11 protein-coding genes are annotated in these 13787 nt (G+C 66.1%); 3 read left to right on the top strand and 8 right to left on the bottom strand.

Going from position 1 to position 13787, the window contains the following annotated elements; all coding sequences use genetic code 11:
* Positions 1 to 64: 64 nt before the first annotated feature.
* The 4 genes from ACFE70_RS15965 to ACFE70_RS15950 all read right to left on the bottom strand — a co-directional run bounded on the left by ACFE70_RS15965 (position 65) and on the right by ACFE70_RS15950 (position 6151).
* Positions 65 to 820, bottom strand: a complete 756-nt coding sequence (locus ACFE70_RS15965) for a LytR/AlgR family response regulator transcription factor (protein ID WP_375418770.1) — start codon at positions 818 to 820, stop codon at positions 65 to 67.
* Between the two features lie 103 nt (positions 821 to 923).
* Positions 924 to 4376 (bottom strand): ATP-binding protein, encoded by a 3453-nt coding sequence (locus tag ACFE70_RS15960; protein ID WP_375418769.1) that lies wholly within the window; start codon positions 4374 to 4376, stop codon positions 924 to 926.
* Positions 4377 to 4545: 169 nt separating this feature from the next.
* Positions 4546 to 4950 (bottom strand): alternative ribosome rescue aminoacyl-tRNA hydrolase ArfB, encoded by a 405-nt coding sequence (gene arfB / locus ACFE70_RS15955; protein ID WP_375418768.1) that lies wholly within the window; start codon positions 4948 to 4950, stop codon positions 4546 to 4548.
* Positions 4951 to 5179: 229 nt separating this feature from the next.
* A complete protein-coding gene (locus ACFE70_RS15950; protein WP_375418807.1) occupies positions 5180 to 6151 on the bottom strand; it encodes a 3-oxoacyl-ACP synthase III family protein in 972 nt (323 codons plus the stop codon).
* 229 nt (positions 6152 to 6380) lie between these two features.
* Between ACFE70_RS15950 and ACFE70_RS15945 the strand changes: the two genes are divergently transcribed.
* Positions 6381 to 6926, top strand: coding sequence for a hypothetical protein (locus ACFE70_RS15945; RefSeq protein WP_375418767.1), 546 nt, complete (start codon positions 6381 to 6383; stop codon positions 6924 to 6926).
* A gap of 131 nt (positions 6927 to 7057) precedes the next feature.
* Here ACFE70_RS15945 and ACFE70_RS15940 read toward each other — a convergent pair whose 3' ends face one another.
* Positions 7058 to 7777 carry a type II CAAX prenyl endopeptidase Rce1 family protein gene (locus tag ACFE70_RS15940; RefSeq protein ID WP_375418766.1) on the bottom strand — a complete coding sequence of 240 codons (720 nt, stop codon included), beginning with the start codon at positions 7775 to 7777 and terminating at the stop codon, positions 7058 to 7060.
* A 49-nt stretch (positions 7778 to 7826) separates the two neighbouring features.
* Entirely contained in the window at positions 7827 to 8447 is a 621-nt protein-coding gene (locus ACFE70_RS15935) for a head GIN domain-containing protein (RefSeq protein ID WP_375418765.1), read from the bottom strand.
* A 351-nt stretch (positions 8448 to 8798) separates the two neighbouring features.
* On the opposite strand from ACFE70_RS15935, the gene ACFE70_RS15930 reads away from it, so the two are divergent.
* The gene (locus tag ACFE70_RS15930; protein ID WP_375418764.1) at positions 8799 to 9632 is read left to right on the top strand and encodes a DUF1206 domain-containing protein; all 834 of its coding nucleotides are present in this window, start codon (positions 8799 to 8801) and stop codon (positions 9630 to 9632) included.
* Between the two features lie 15 nt (positions 9633 to 9647).
* Here ACFE70_RS15930 and ACFE70_RS15925 read toward each other — a convergent pair whose 3' ends face one another.
* Together ACFE70_RS15925 and ACFE70_RS15920 are read right to left on the bottom strand one after the other, a co-directional pair.
* The gene (locus ACFE70_RS15925; RefSeq protein ID WP_375418763.1) at positions 9648 to 10244 is read right to left on the bottom strand and encodes a Uma2 family endonuclease; all 597 of its coding nucleotides are present in this window, start codon (positions 10242 to 10244) and stop codon (positions 9648 to 9650) included.
* Between the two features lie 39 nt (positions 10245 to 10283).
* Positions 10284 to 11534, bottom strand: a complete 1251-nt coding sequence (locus ACFE70_RS15920; RefSeq protein WP_375418762.1) for an NAD(P)-dependent oxidoreductase — start codon at positions 11532 to 11534, stop codon at positions 10284 to 10286.
* 184 nt (positions 11535 to 11718) lie between these two features.
* Between ACFE70_RS15920 and gcvP the strand changes: the two genes are divergently transcribed.
* Positions 11719 to 13787: aminomethyl-transferring glycine dehydrogenase (gene gcvP, locus ACFE70_RS15915; protein WP_375418761.1), on the top strand; the 2069-nt coding region annotated here is incomplete at its 3' end.

Here is a 13787-nt window from a genome sequence, read left to right as displayed (position 1 = left end):
GAGAGCGAAAGCCGGCCCGCCCGTTCGCTCCGAAGCCGGAGCTGCCGGCTCAATCCCTACCCCCCTAAAACTTATTAAGCCGCTGCAACACCTCGCGCAGATAGGTCTGGCCGATGGCGATGCGCTTTTTGCCCATCACGACGGTGTTGTCCTCGATGGCCTGCACGTGGCGTAGGTTCACGATAAAGGAGCGGTGCACGCGGGCAAAGTCGCGGGCCGGAAACTTCTCCTCCACGGCCCGCATCGTGCTGTGCACGATGAGCTTCTGCCCGTCCAGCACCACGTGCACGTAGTCGCCGAGCGCCTCGACGTAGCGCACCTCGGCGAAGGCCACGCGCACGAGCTTGTTATCAACCTTGATGAAGGTGAACTCGGCCTCGGCGTCGGTGGGGGGGGTAGGCGCCGGGGCGGCGGTCAGCGCGCGGCGCGCTTCCACGGCGGCCAGCGCATGGCGGGCAGCGGTCAGAAATCGGGCGTAGCTGATGGGCTTGACCAGGTAATCCACCACGTGAAATTCAAAGGCCTGCACCGCGTAGCTGGGGTTGCTGGTGATGAGCACTACGGCCGGCACCTCGTCGGGGGCCAGGGTGCCGAGCAAATCCAGGCCCGACATGAGCGGCATCTCCACGTCCAGAAACAGCACGTCGACGGGCGTGGTGCGCAAGACCTCGGCGGCGGCCACGGCGCTGTCGCAGGTGCCCACCGCTTCCAGAAAGGCCGTGTTGGTCACGCAGTTCTCGACCACCTGCCGGGCCAGCGGGTCATCGTCCACAATCAGGCAGCGCAGGGGAGTGGCGGGAGCAGGAGGGGGTAGGGCCATTAGCCGCTAAGGTAGAAAGGCAGCGCGGATTATGCGAAATTGCTTGGCTGGCCAAGCTTGCTGAAGCTCAACAGTGCTATGAAGCGAGATTTTGCGGTTTGCGCTACGACCCGGCCGGCACGGGCTGCGGCAGCCGCTGCCGCAGCCGCGGATACAGCCCGGCCAGCTGCTGCCCGATGGCGGCCACGGCCGGCGCCGCGCCCTCGGCAGCGAGGCTGGCCGGCTGCTCCAAGTGACTGAGCTGGGCGACCAGGGCCGGCAAGCCAAAATAAGCGGCCTGCCCGCGCAGCTTGTGGGCCGCTGCGGCCAGGGCGGCGGCATCGCTCACCGCGGCAGCCTGCTCCAGCCGGGCCAGCAGCGGCGGCGCCTCGCGTAGAAACGTGCTCACGATTTGGGCTATGAAGGCTTCGTTGCCCATCGCCAGCTCTTCCAGCAACTGCCAGTCGGGTGCTTCAGACGCGGGAAGTTGAGTTGCTGGTAGGGTGGGTTTGGCGGGCGAAGGGGGGGTAGGGAAGGCGCCGGCAGCCGGCGCCGCGGTGGCTTCAGTCGCTGAATCAGGGTTGGGCGGCGCGGCGTTCCCTACCCCCCCGGCGGGGCCGCGGCCGGTGCAGCGGGCCAGCACGGCGTAGAGGGCGGCCGGGTCGAAGGGCTTGGCCAGCGCGTCGTTCATGCCGGCGGCCAGGGCCAGGGCGCGGTCTTCGGGCAGAGCCGAGGCCGTGAGGCCGACGATGGGCAGGCGCTGCGGGTCGGGGAAGCGGCGGCGCAGCTGGCGCGTGGCTTCGTAGCCGTCCAGCTCGGGCATCTGAATATCCATTAGAACCAGGTCAAACGCTTCTTTTTCGGCCATTTCCACGGCCAGGCGGCCGTTGGCGGCGAGGCTGACCTGCACGTTCCAGGCTTCGAGCGTGCGGCGCGCGACCAGCTGGTTCAGCTCGTTGTCTTCGGCCACCAGCACCCGCAAGGCCGGCTCAAACGGGGCCAGCTCGGTCGGCCCGTCGGTGGGCAGCAGGGCTGGGTCGGCCGCTTCGGCGGGCAGCTCAAACCAGAACGTGGCGCCGGCGCCCGGCTGGCTCTCGACCCGCAGCCGGCCGCCGTGCAGCTCCACCAGGTTGCGGGCAATGCTCAGGCCCAGGCCGGTGCCGCCAAACTGCCGGGTGGTGGTGGTGTTTTCCTGCGCGAAATCCTCAAAGATGCTTTCCAGCTTGTCCGGTGCGATGCCGATACCGGTGTCCTCGACCGCGAAGCGCAGCCGCCAGCGGCCAGGCCCGGCCGCCGCGTCTGCCGGCGCCGCGGCCACGCGCAAGGTCACGCCGCCCCGGCTGGTGAACTTGATAGCGTTGCCCAGCAGGTTTACCAGAATCTGATTCAACCGCAGCGGGTCGCCGAAGATGGCGGCCGGCACCTCCTCCGCAATTTCTAATCTGAAAATCAGACTCTTACTCGCCGTGGCAAACGCGAACATGCGCTCCAGCCCTTGCAGCAGCTCGCGCAAACCCAGCGGCACGCGCTCCAGCGTTAGCTTGCCGGCCTCGATTTTTGAGGAATCCAGAATGTCGTTGATAATGGCCAGCAGATTCTGCGACGAGCCCTGGATGGCGGCCAGGTACTCGCTTTGCTCGGCCGTGGTCGGCATTCGCTGCAAGAGGTAGGTCAGGCCGATGACGGCGTTCATCGGGGTGCGGATTTCGTGGCTCATGTTGGCCAGAAACCGCGCTTTGGCCTGCTGCGAGGCTTCGGCGGCGTCGCGGGCCACGGTCAGCTCGGCATTAAGCTGTTCGATGCGGACTTTTTCGGCTTGTAGCTCGGCCGTGCGCCGCGCCACCAGGTTTTCGAGCTGCCGCTGCCGGGTTCGCAGCGCGGCCTCGCGCATCCGCACGAACGCCACCAGCGCCGCCAAAGCCAGCGCTGCCCCGGTCGCCACCACCCACGGCTGCTGCCAGAGCGGCACGGCAATGCGGAAGGCGGCACGCACCGGCGCCGCCCAGGCCCCGCCTGCGCCCCGCCGCGCCCGGCCCTCGAACACGTACTGCCCGGCGTCGAGGCGCGGAAACTCGGCCTCGCCAACCGTGGCCGGTAGGCTCCAGTCGTCCTGGTAGCCGCGCAGCCGGTACTGGTACTGCACGGCCTCGCCCGGCGCCAGGCTCAGCCCACGCCAGCTAAAGGCCAGCTGGTGAAGGCCGGCCGGCAGCTCACCGATGCTGTTGGGAAGCTGCCGCACGCCATCGACCTCGGCGCCGGCCCAGGTCAGGTACGGCGGCCGGCGCACGGCGGCAGCGCCGGGCAGGATGCGCAGCACGCCGGCGCGGGTGCCTACCCAGGCCACGCCTACCGAGTCGACCACCGCGGCGCGGGGCCGGCACTCGCGCACCAGCGGGTTGGCAGCCGACGCCAGCGGGCGAAACATCCGGGTGCTCGCCTCGAAGCGGCTCAGGCCCTGGCGGTGCACCACCAGCAGGCCGCCCCCGGCCCGGCCGGCAGCCGGGGGGTAGGAAGCCAGGGCGTAGCAGTAATCGGATTCGAGTCCCTGCCGGGTGGTAAACTGCCGGACCTTGCCCTCGGCAAAACACCAGACCCCGGCGCCCTCGGTGCCGACCCACACGCGGCCGGCGGCATCCTGGGCCAGGGCCGTGGCGTTGCGGGCGCCGGGCGTCAGGTGCAGGGTCTGAAACCGGCCGCTTTGCCAGACCGCCAGCCCCGTGCCCGGTCCGGCCAGCCAGACCCGGCCGCGGCGGTCGGCCAGCACAGCATATATCGTATTGGAGGGCAGGCCCGTAGCCTGCGAATACTGGATGGCCGCCGCGCCGCCGCTGCCGGCCACGGGCGGCGGAAACTGAAACACCCCGGCCGTGGCCGTGCCCACCCACAGGCTGCCGTCGCGGGCGCGGGCTACGGCCGTGATGGGCGTGCCAGCCGGCAGCTGCGCCCGCTGCGCGGCGCTGAGCGCGGGCGCCGGCCCGGTCCAGCCGTGCGGCAGCTGATTTCCTACCCCCCCTCGGCTGATGGAAGGGTCGGTGAGGCGCCACAGGCCCTGACCGGCCGTGCCCAGCCAGTAATTGCCCTCGCGGTCGGCGAGCAGGCTGGTGATGCGCAGGCGCGCGGGCAGCCGCAGGCGGAAGCGCCGCCGCAGCGCCGGCAGCGCCGCCGTGTCCGGCCGCGTGGCCGAAGTGTTTGCTGCGGCCGGCGCGGCCGGGCTGGCGGCGGGAGGGGGGGTAGGGCGAAACTGCTCGCCGTCCCAGCGCGAGTAGCGGCCGTTGGAGTGGCGCACCGTGAGCGCGCTGGTGGGGGAAGCCAGGGAAAAGCCGGTGGCCGCGTCCTCGCTCAGCCCTTCCCTGACGGTGAAGAGGCGGAAGACCGTGCCGTCGTAGCGCACCACGCCGCCGGCGGTGGCCAGCCAGAGGTAGCCGGACTGGTCTTGCGCCAGCGCGTAGATGAGGGGCTGGCCCAGGCCCTCGGCCTCACCGAACTGCTTGAGAAACAGCTGCTGCGCGCGCAGCCGCGGGCCGGGGAGCCCCAGCAGGCCCAGCAGCAAAATCAGCTTGAGTAGCAAAAACTTCATCGCTGAAAGTTACTGTTTTCAGCGTCGGCGCGCCTGTGAGGTCGGCTAATGCTTGAGCGGACTAATTGTACCGTGAACCCGGTGAGTCCGCGAGTGGAACAGCTGGAATAGCTTGAGTGACGAGCGAACCGTTTACGCGCGGACCCGCAGAGTCCACGGTACGTCTGCGCTACTCGACCCGGCGGCGGCTGGCTTTCTTCTCGCCGTCTTTTTTCTTGGTTTCCAGGCGCTTGCGCACGGCGCTTTTGCTGGGCTTGGTAGCTTTGCGGGGCTTGTCCTGGTGCAGGCCCTGCCGCAGCAGCTCGTGCAGCTTGCGCAGGGCAATATCCTTGTTGCGCAGCTGGCTGCGGTCTTCCTGCGCCGTGATGAGCAGCACGCCCTCGGCCGTGAGGCGCGAGCGGAGCTTGCCTTGCAGCCGCTCTTTCTGCTCGGCGCTCAGCAGCTGCGAATCAGCCAGCACAAAGCGCAGCTCGACGCGGCTTTCCACCTTGTTCACGTTCTGCCCGCCCGGCCCGCTGCTGCGGCTGGTCTGGAAGTTGATTTCGGGCAGAAACGCGTTGGCGGGCGGCAGCAATGGACAGTGAGCAGTGAACAGTTGGCAGTGAGCAGTTGGCGGGTAGCCCCAGCGGGGCGGCGTATTGGTAGCAAAAAACGAGCAGGGATAGTTCGAGCCCCAGCGGGGCGAAATAACGGTTGTTGACGTTCAACCATTATTTCGCCCCGCTGGGGCTCAGAGTTCGCAGGGGGGTAGGGTTTCTACCAATACACTGCCCCGCTGGGGCTGCCTGCTCACTGTTCACTGCTCACTGTTCACTGCTCACTGTTAAATCCTTTTCCAGCAGCATGGCGCCATACGAGTAGCCGCCGCCGAACACGGTGACGATAATTTTGTCGCCCGCCACCAGCGTGTCCCAGACCTCGGCCAGGCCGATGGCGGCGCCGGCGCAGCCGGTGTTGCCGAGGCGGTCGATGTTGTTGACGGCCCGCTCGGGGGGTAGGCCCAATTGCTTGACCACGTTGTTAGCGATGCGCAGGTTGGCCTGGTGCGGGATGAGGTAGCGCAGGTCGTCGGCCCGGAGCTGGTGCTGGTCGAGCAGCGTCTGGGTGATGCGGGCCATGTAGGTGCAGGCCCACTGAAACACGTCGCGGCCGTGGGGCATCACAATGCCCTGCCGCACCGGCGTCAGCGTCACCGAGCAGTCGGCCTTGCCCACCGGGGCAGCTCCGCCGGTGAGGATGGTTTTTATCAGCAAGTCGTTGGGGCCGAGGCGCTCGCGGCTCAGCAGCAGCGCGGCGGCACCGTCGCCCCAGAGGTGGCCGGCCATCGTGTCCGACTCGTTGTTGTAGGCCGTGTTGTGCTCGCTCACCACCACGATGGCCCGGCTGGCCTTACCCATTGCAAAGTAGCCTTCCACAATTTCCAGCGCGTTGAGCAGCGACGAGCAGGCCGACGAAATGGTGAGCGTCGGAATCTCGTTCACGCCCAAATCGCGCTGCACGGCGTGGGCAGCCGTGAAAATGGTGTCGTGGGGCGTGTAGGTGCCGGCCACAATCAGGTTGACGGCGGCCGGGTCGAACCCTGGGGCGGCAGCCAGCGCGGCGCGGGTGGCGGCCACGGCCATCGTGTTGCCATTCTCGTCGGGCCCGGCCCGGCGGCGCTCGCGGATGCCGGTGCGCTCGATTATCCAGTCCGAAGACAGGCCGTTGAGCTGAGTGAAGTGTTCGTTCGTGACGACGGCCGCCGGCAGATAGGCGGCCACGTGGTGCAGGTACACGGGCAAGTGAAGAGGAGAAAGGGCCGCGGCAGGGTGGGAAAGGCAGGTGCCAGGCCGGTTTGAGCGGGCGAAGGTAAGGGCCGGTCGGCGAGGGCCGGCGGACCACCCGCGCCGGGCCGCCGTATTGAGCCGTGGCGGATAGTTGGTAGACCGCCGCCAGACTATTAGCCGCCCGCCGCCGTTCAAACGGCCCGCCCCTGGCCGGGTTCTTTTTTCGTCCTATAAGATTATGACCTTCCGCTTCCCGCTGATTAGCTCCCGCCCCGCCGGCCCGCGACGGCGCCTACCCCTTGCTTTTTTCCTGTTGCTGCTAGCCGCCGGCGCCGCGCAGGCCCAGAAATACCGCACCGCCGCTGGCCTGCGCATCGGCAAAGACAACACCGGCCTCACCATTCAGCAGAAAGTCCTCGATAAGGTGACGCTCGAAGGCCTGGCCCTGGCCGGCCCGCGCGAATTTAGCGGCACGGTACTGGTCGAGCGCCACTTCGGCATTCTCGGCCCCAGCCTCAACTACTACCTCGGTGCGGGCGGCCACCTGGGCCGCCACCAGGACCACGGCGCCATCGGCGGCCTCGACTTCATCGTGGGCGCCGAGTACAAGATTGCCCTGACGCCTTTCGTGCTCAGCCTCGACCTCAAGCCCAGCCTGGAACTGGGCAACGGCGACGGCGACTGGGGCCGCTTCCCGAGCGCCTTTTCGGTGCGCTACATTTTGCTCAAAGACAAGAGGGAAGGCGTGTTCCGGCGCCTGTTCGGTAAGGGCCGGAAGAAGTGAGAGGGGTAGGGAATTGGGCGGGCTTGCTAAAAAAACATCAGCCCGATTAAGGTTGCCAGCCCGGCAGAAAAAGCCCGGCGCCCGGCCGTAGGGAAAGTTGAGCAGCAGACCTTTGACGATGGGTTTTAATCTCAGGACAGGGATGTGCCCAGTAGCAGGCCCACATTCATAAGATTATGCGCGGCCATCGCGACCAGGCACGAGCCGCTGCGCTCGCGCACCCATAAGAACAACGTTCCAAACAGGAGCTTGTCGAGTATTCTGCCCAAGGGAAAATGGGCTTGCGGCAGCAAGGTCAGCGGACCATCGAAAACCAGGCCGTGCGCCAGCAAAAAGAGCCCTACCCCCACTAAGCCGCCCCAACTGGTTCGGGTGCCGAAGAAGGAAATGGTACGCGGAAACGCCTGGCTCAGCAGGCCGAGAAAGGTGCCCCGGTACAGCAGTTCCTCCGCTATTCCCGGCATGGTAAGCTGGTATAAATACGCCTCCACCGATGGGGCGGGACGCAGCGGTCCCAGGGCTGTGGACAGCATTTGCAGGACCGCGAAGCCCAGCACGACGGGCCCCCCGGCCCGCCAGGAGCCCGGCCGGGGCCGGTTCAGGCCAACCTCGGCCGGGCTCACCCACTTAAAACCGTAGATGACGAGCAGGGACAGCAGCACGCTGAGCGCCTTGCCGGTCCAGTTGCGCTGCAACCCAAAATTGAACTGTGGCCCCAGCCACACAGGCAGCATGGTGGCCAGCTCGCTCAGCGCATACACCAGCGCCGCCAGCCCGATGGCCCGCGGGGCGGTTCGCAGCCGCGGTACGCACAGCAGTAGGCACAACAGGCCTAAGAACAATACAATCATTGGTTTTGCTGGTGTAGCCCAGGGCCTGACTGAACTGCATTTATATCTGCTACAGCCGCCGCACCGAGCCACTGCCCGACTTCGAGGAGCTGACCTGCGGGCTGCCGCGGTAGAGCACGTCGCCGGAGCCGCTGATGCGCGAGGCCAGAGTTTTGGCGGCGTTGGTGCGGGCGCTGCCCGAGCCGCTGATACGCACGCTGGTGTCGTCGGTGCGCAGCTCGTCGGCGCGCACATTGCCCGAGCCCGAAATGCCGATGCGGTGCTGCGGGCAGCTGCCGCCGAGCAGGATGTTGCCGGAGCCGGCGAGCGAGGTTTCCAGCTTCTGGGCCGTGAGCTGGGTTAGCTCCAGGTTGCCGGAGCCGGCCACGCTCACGCGGAAGTCGCCGGCCTGCACCGGGCCCTCCACCTTCAAATCGCCGGAGCCGGCCACGCCGAGCGCCGTCAGGCTGGGCGCCGTCACGTACACAGTCACGGGCCCTTCAAACCGCTCGGTGCCGAACATGTTGCGGCCCTCGCGGCGCCGGCCCACGCGCAGGCTGCCGCCTTCGACTTCGGTTTCGACCTTGGCCTGGTCGGCGGCCGAGGCCTCCACTTCCACGCGCTGCGGGCTGCCCTGGCGCACCACCACGCGCATCGAGCCGGCGGCCGATACGGCTGAGAAGGGGCCCACCGGCCGGGTTTGGCGCTCGGTGGGAGGATAGGCGGCAGCCGTCGCGGTGGCTTCGGCGGCGGCCGGGGGGTAGGGATTCCGAGCAGGGCCAGCAGGGGCAGCAGCAGGACTAGCTTTTTCATGGCAAAGAGATGAAGTGGAAAAGGTGAAAGAAAAGAAATATTTCTGACAGATGGTGGCCGCCGGGTCTTGGTTGCCTGGGCGCGGGCTTATCGCAGAAAAACGATTTACTACCCCCACCTCAAGGCCCGCTAACCGGGGATGGGCCGCTGCTGCCCGGCAGCCACCTCAACCCTGGCGGCCCCAAGCGGGTAAAGGAGCGTTGTTTCCCTACCCCTACTTTCTTTGCTTATGTCTACTGCTGATACTATTCGCGCCGCTGTTCCCGGCACTCCTTCCTCCGGCATCCGGGCGCTGGCCCGGCTGGGCTTTGCGGCCATCGGCATCGTCTATGTCCTGATGGGCATCCTGACGCTGCTGGCCGCCGCTGGCCAGCGGCAAAGCGGCAGCACCGACAAGGAAGGTGCCGTGCAGTACCTCCAGGACTTGCCCGGCGGCCCGGTGCTACTGGGCCTAATTGCCGTAGGGCTGCTGGGCTACATCATCTGGCGCTTTACTCAGGCCATCCGCGACACCGAGAGCGAGGGTGGCGGCGCCAAGGGCCTGGGCAAGCGGCTCGGCTACGTGGGCAGCGGCCTGTTCTACAGCGGTTTGGCCTTGTACGCTGCTCGCCTCGCCCTGCAAGGGCAGGCCAAGGCGAGCAGCGGCCAGACCTCGCAGAGCCTGACGGCGCGGGTGCTGGGCTGGCCCGGCGGCAACTGGCTGATTGTGCTCGTGGGGGTAGGCATCATCGGCGTTGGCCTCTACCAGCTCTACAAGGCTTACTCCGGCCGCTTCGAGAAGGATGTGAACGCCAGCAGCCTGCCCGCCGGCCAGCAGCGCCTGGTTTACCGCGCCGGCCAGGTCGGCTTCACGGCGCGGGGCGTAGTGCTGGGCATCATTGGCTACTTCTTCGTGCAGGCCGGCTTGCAGGCGCGGGCCGGCGCCGTGGGCAGCACCGGCGAGGCCTTCGACCTGCTGGCCGCGATGGGGCCGTGGGTGCTGGGCACGGCGGCGGCGGGCCTGCTAGCCTACGGCCTCTTTATGCTGGTGCAGGCCCGCTACCCGGTGCTGCGCGGGGTATAGAGAACGGGTAAGTAATTAAACGTCATCAAAAATGTCGGCCCATTCCAAGGTGAGGCCGGGCTGTGTATACACTGGAATAGAACCGGGCTGCGCGTATTCGGCGGCCAGCCGGTAGCGCTCTCCTTCCAGTACGTAAGCCGCCACTGTATTGACGCCTGGAAACACTATCCAATACTCGCGGACTCCGCTTTCCTCGTAAAGGTCGAATTTCGTTCTCGTGTCGTGGCTCGTATTGCCAGGCGACACAATTTCGATAATCCAGTCGGGCGGACCCAGACAGCCGCGGTCGTCGAGCTTACCTAGGTCGCAGATGACCGAAATATCTGGCTGCACGACGGTCAGAATCTGTTCGTCCCCATTAGCGCCGCCCGTGGTCAGGCGCACATCGAAGGGCGCGTGATATACCTGGCAAGTCTTATCGTCCAGCGAAGCCAGCAGGCGTCGCAGAAACTTAGTAGAATAGCGCTGGTGGCGGCGGCTTGGTCCCGCCATCGGCCGCAGCAGCCGGCCCTTCACTAGCTCCACGAACTCGTCGAACTTCCACGTCAGATAGTCGGCATAAGTATAGGTCTGGTTCGGGTCGAGTTGTGAGAAGTTCGTGATGGGCGTCATGGTCAGCGGGCTAAGTGCCTGGTAAAGATAAGGTGCCCCTTACCCCACATAATCGGCCAGGTACGCATAGCGCGGGCACAATTGCCCGCCCTTGGCAATAGTCGCCCGCGCCAGCACGCCATCGGGGTCGCCGGCCAGCAGGTGCGGAAACACGTGGTCGAGCAGCTGCCGGCCGAAGTCGCGGCTGGCGTTGCGGGGCAGCTCGCAGGGCAGGTTGTCTACGGCCATCACCGTGATGTTTTCGGGCGCCGAATACGCAGGCGCCAGCTCGCCCGTGGCCGGCACGTAGTCGTAGGCTGGCGCTGTAATCGTGGCCGCGCGCCGCGTGACGGGGATGGAGCCGTTCACGTCGCAGGTCACGTCGGCAATGGTGTTGATGCGGAAATCCGGCCGTTGGGTATCGGCTTCGCTGAGCAGGCGCGGCGCGGCCGGGTGCCAGTAGGCGCAGGCGATGAGCAAATCGGTCAGGGGCAGGTAGGGGGCGAAGGTGCTTTCGTAGCTCGCGGGGTGCTGGTGGAAGTCGGCCGTGTCCCAGGGCCGGCCGTCGCGGTGGCGGTGGTAGTCCCCGGAGCGGAGCTGCGCGTACACCGGCTCCGCAAAATCCTGGTGCAAGTACTGATGCACGGTCACTTGCCGGATGCCCATTTTATCCAGCACTTCGAGCGCGCCGCCGGCCACCCGGCCGCTGCCGGTCACCGCGATTTTAAGGGGGGGTAGGGATTTTACCTTGAAATATTCTTCCTGCATATCATCCAAATCGACGCACTGATGCGCGGGCTTCAGCTCAAACAGCCCGTGTTTGCGCCCATACGTCAGCAGCGCGTTATACGCCCCCACGATGCCGGCGTAGCGCCCGAAGGCCACCACGCGCTGCCCGGCGGCATCGGTGAGCAGCTCGTAGTCAATCAGCGTGATATTACGGGCCAGCACCGCCCGCAGCAGCTCGCGGTTGGCGGGCTGCTTCTTGATGGTGTGGGAAAAGAAAAAGTAGGTTTTATCGGGAACGAGCAGCGCCACCGGCACTTCCTTCACGCCCAGCAGCACGTCGCAGTCGGCCACCTCGTCCTGCACGCTCAGGCCCAGGTCGCGGTATTCCTGGTCGGCGTAGGCGCGCACCAAGCTGCCCTGCACGATGACCCGCAGGCCGGGATAAGTTGTCTGGGCTTCCACGCTTTTCTTGGGCGTGAGCGCCACGCGCTGGTCGGCGGGCACCTTGCCCTCGCGGATGAGGCCGATTCTCAGGGAGTGGGGGGGTAGGGAATCGGCGCTCAGGGACTTTGGGGCGGGCATAGGGGGTAGGGAATTCAAGGCAAAGCTAGGCGTTCGGGGCCGGGCCAGGGGACGTTTTGACCCTACCTTTGTTTAGGGTTACATAAAGCCAAAAACAAGTTTTATTAAGCTGCCTGGTCTGCTGTTTGGCAACTCATCATTGGCCGGTCCTACCCCTTCTTTCGCCACCCCACCACTCTCGTTTATGTCGCTGAAATTCCAGCCTGCCGACGTTTTTGAAGCCCGCCACAATGCTCCCGACCCGGCCGCCATTGCCGCCATGCTGCGCACCGTGGGCGTCGAGTCGCTCGACCAGCTTATCCAAGAAACCGTGCCGTCGGCCATTCGCCTGCCGCGCGAGCTGAACCTGCCCGCCGCCCTCAGCGAGCGCGCCTTCCTGGCCAAGTTCCGGCAGATTGCGAGTCAGAACAAGGTCTTTAAAAGCTACATCGGCCTCGGCTACCACGACACGACCCTGCCGCCGGTCATCCAGCGCAACATCCTCGAAAACCCCGGCTGGTACACCGCCTACACGCCCTACCAGGCCGAAATTGCCCAGGGCCGCCTCGAAGCGCTTATCAATTATCAAACCCTGATAATCGACCTCACGGGCCTGGAAATCGCCAATGCCAGCCTGCTCGACGAGGGCACCGCCGCCGCCGAGGCCATGCAGATGCTGCACGCCCAGACCAAGAAGAAAACGGCGCATAAGTACTTCGTTTCGGAGCAGGTCTTGCCCCAAACCATCGATTTGCTGCGCACTCGCGCCACGCCGGTTGGCATCGAAATCGTGGTCGGCGACCACCGCGCGGCCGATTTGAGCGGCGCTAACGGCGCGGACTACTTCGGTGCGATGGTGCAGTATCCGGGCGCCGACGGGGAGGTGTTCGACTACCGGGAGTTTATCAGCAGCGCGCAGGCCAATCAAGTGTTCGTGGTGATGGGCGCCGATTTGCTGGCCCTCACGCTGCTTACGCCGCCCGGCGAGCTGGGCGCCGACGTGTGCGTGGGCTCGTCGCAGCGCTTCGGCATCCCGATGGGCTACGGCGGGCCGCACGCCGGCTTTTTCGCTACCAAAGACCAGTTCAAGCGCGTCATCCCCGGCCGCATCATCGGCCAGAGCATCGACGCGGCCGGCAACAAGGCCTACCGCATGGCCCTGCAAACCCGCGAGCAGCACATCCGCCGCGAAAAAGCGACCAGCAATATCTGCACCGCGCAGGTCTTGCTGAGCGTGCTGGCCGGCATGTTTGCCGTCTATCACGGCCCGGCGCGGCTCAGGCAGTTTGCCGTGAATACGCACGCGCTGGCGCAAGTGCTGGCCAAGGAGCTGAAGACGCTCGGCATTGAGCAGAGCAACGAGTTCTACTTCGACACGCTAAATTTCCGCCTCGAAAGCGCTGAGCTGGCCGCCGCCGTGCGCCAGGAAGCTGAGGCTGCCGGCCTCAACTTCCGCTACTTCGACACGGTGCGGGTTGGCATTTCGCTCAACCAAAATACCGAGCTACACGACGTAGCCGACATCGTGGACGTATTTGCTAAGGTGCTGGGCCAGGAGACGGCCGCGGCGGCTTCCCTACCCCCCTCCCTGGAGCTAACCTGGCCCGAAAGCCTCATCCGCCAGAGCGAGTATCTCACGCACCCGGTCTTCAACTCGCATCACGCCGAGCACGAGCTGCTGCGCTACATGAAGCAACTCGAAAACAAGGACCTGAGCCTGGCCCACAGCATGATTCCGCTGGGCTCCTGCACCATGAAGCTCAACGCGACGGCCGAGATGCTGCCCGTCACCTGGCCCGAAATCGGCGGCCTGCACCCGTTCGCGCCGCTTGACCAGGCGCTGGGCTACCAGCAGATTTTCCGGGACTTGCAGAGTTGGCTCTGCGAAATCACCGGCTTCGCGGCCGTGAGCTTGCAGCCCAACTCCGGCGCCCAGGGCGAGTACGCCGGCTTGCTGGCCATCCGCGGCTACCACGAGGCGCTCGGCGACCACCACCGCACCGTGGCCCTGATTCCGGCCTCGGCCCACGGCACCAACCCCGCCTCGGCCGTGATGGCGGGCATGGAAGTCGTGGTGGTGAAAAGCTCCGACGAAGGCAACGTGGACGTGGCCGACCTGCGCGAAAAAGCCCAGCAGCACGCCGACCGCCTCGCCTGCCTGATGGTGACGTATCCCAGCACGCACGGCGTGTACGAGGAAACCATCATCGACATCTGCCACCTGATTCATGAGTTCGGCGGGCGCGTCTACATGGACGGCGCCAACATGAACGC

The sequence above is a fragment of the uncultured Hymenobacter sp. genome, assembly GCF_964243305.1.
Classification (GTDB): Bacteria; Bacteroidota; Bacteroidia; order Cytophagales; family Hymenobacteraceae; genus Hymenobacter.
The sequence above is the reverse complement of the archived record's forward strand: the minus strand, read 5'-3'. Positions and strand labels throughout refer to the sequence as shown.

Excerpts from the sequence above, each read along its gene's own strand:
- ACFE70_RS15965 (WP_375418770.1), bottom strand. The coding sequence starts at position 820 with ATGGCCCTACCCCCTCCTGCTCCCGCCACTCCCCTGCGCTGCCTGATT.
- ACFE70_RS15960 (WP_375418769.1), bottom strand. The coding sequence starts at position 4,376 with ATGAAGTTTTTGCTACTCAAGCTGATTTTGCTGCTGGGCCTGCTGGGG.
- ACFE70_RS15945 (WP_375418767.1), top strand. The coding sequence starts at position 6,381 with ATGACCTTCCGCTTCCCGCTGATTAGCTCCCGCCCCGCCGGCCCGCGA.
- ACFE70_RS15940 (WP_375418766.1), bottom strand. The coding sequence starts at position 7,777 with ATGATTGTATTGTTCTTAGGCCTGTTGTGCCTACTGCTGTGCGTACCG.
- ACFE70_RS15930 (WP_375418764.1), top strand. The coding sequence starts at position 8,799 with ATGTCTACTGCTGATACTATTCGCGCCGCTGTTCCCGGCACTCCTTCC.
- ACFE70_RS15925 (WP_375418763.1), bottom strand. The coding sequence starts at position 10,244 with ATGACGCCCATCACGAACTTCTCACAACTCGACCCGAACCAGACCTAT.
- ACFE70_RS15920 (WP_375418762.1), bottom strand. The coding sequence starts at position 11,534 with ATGCCCGCCCCAAAGTCCCTGAGCGCCGATTCCCTACCCCCCCACTCC.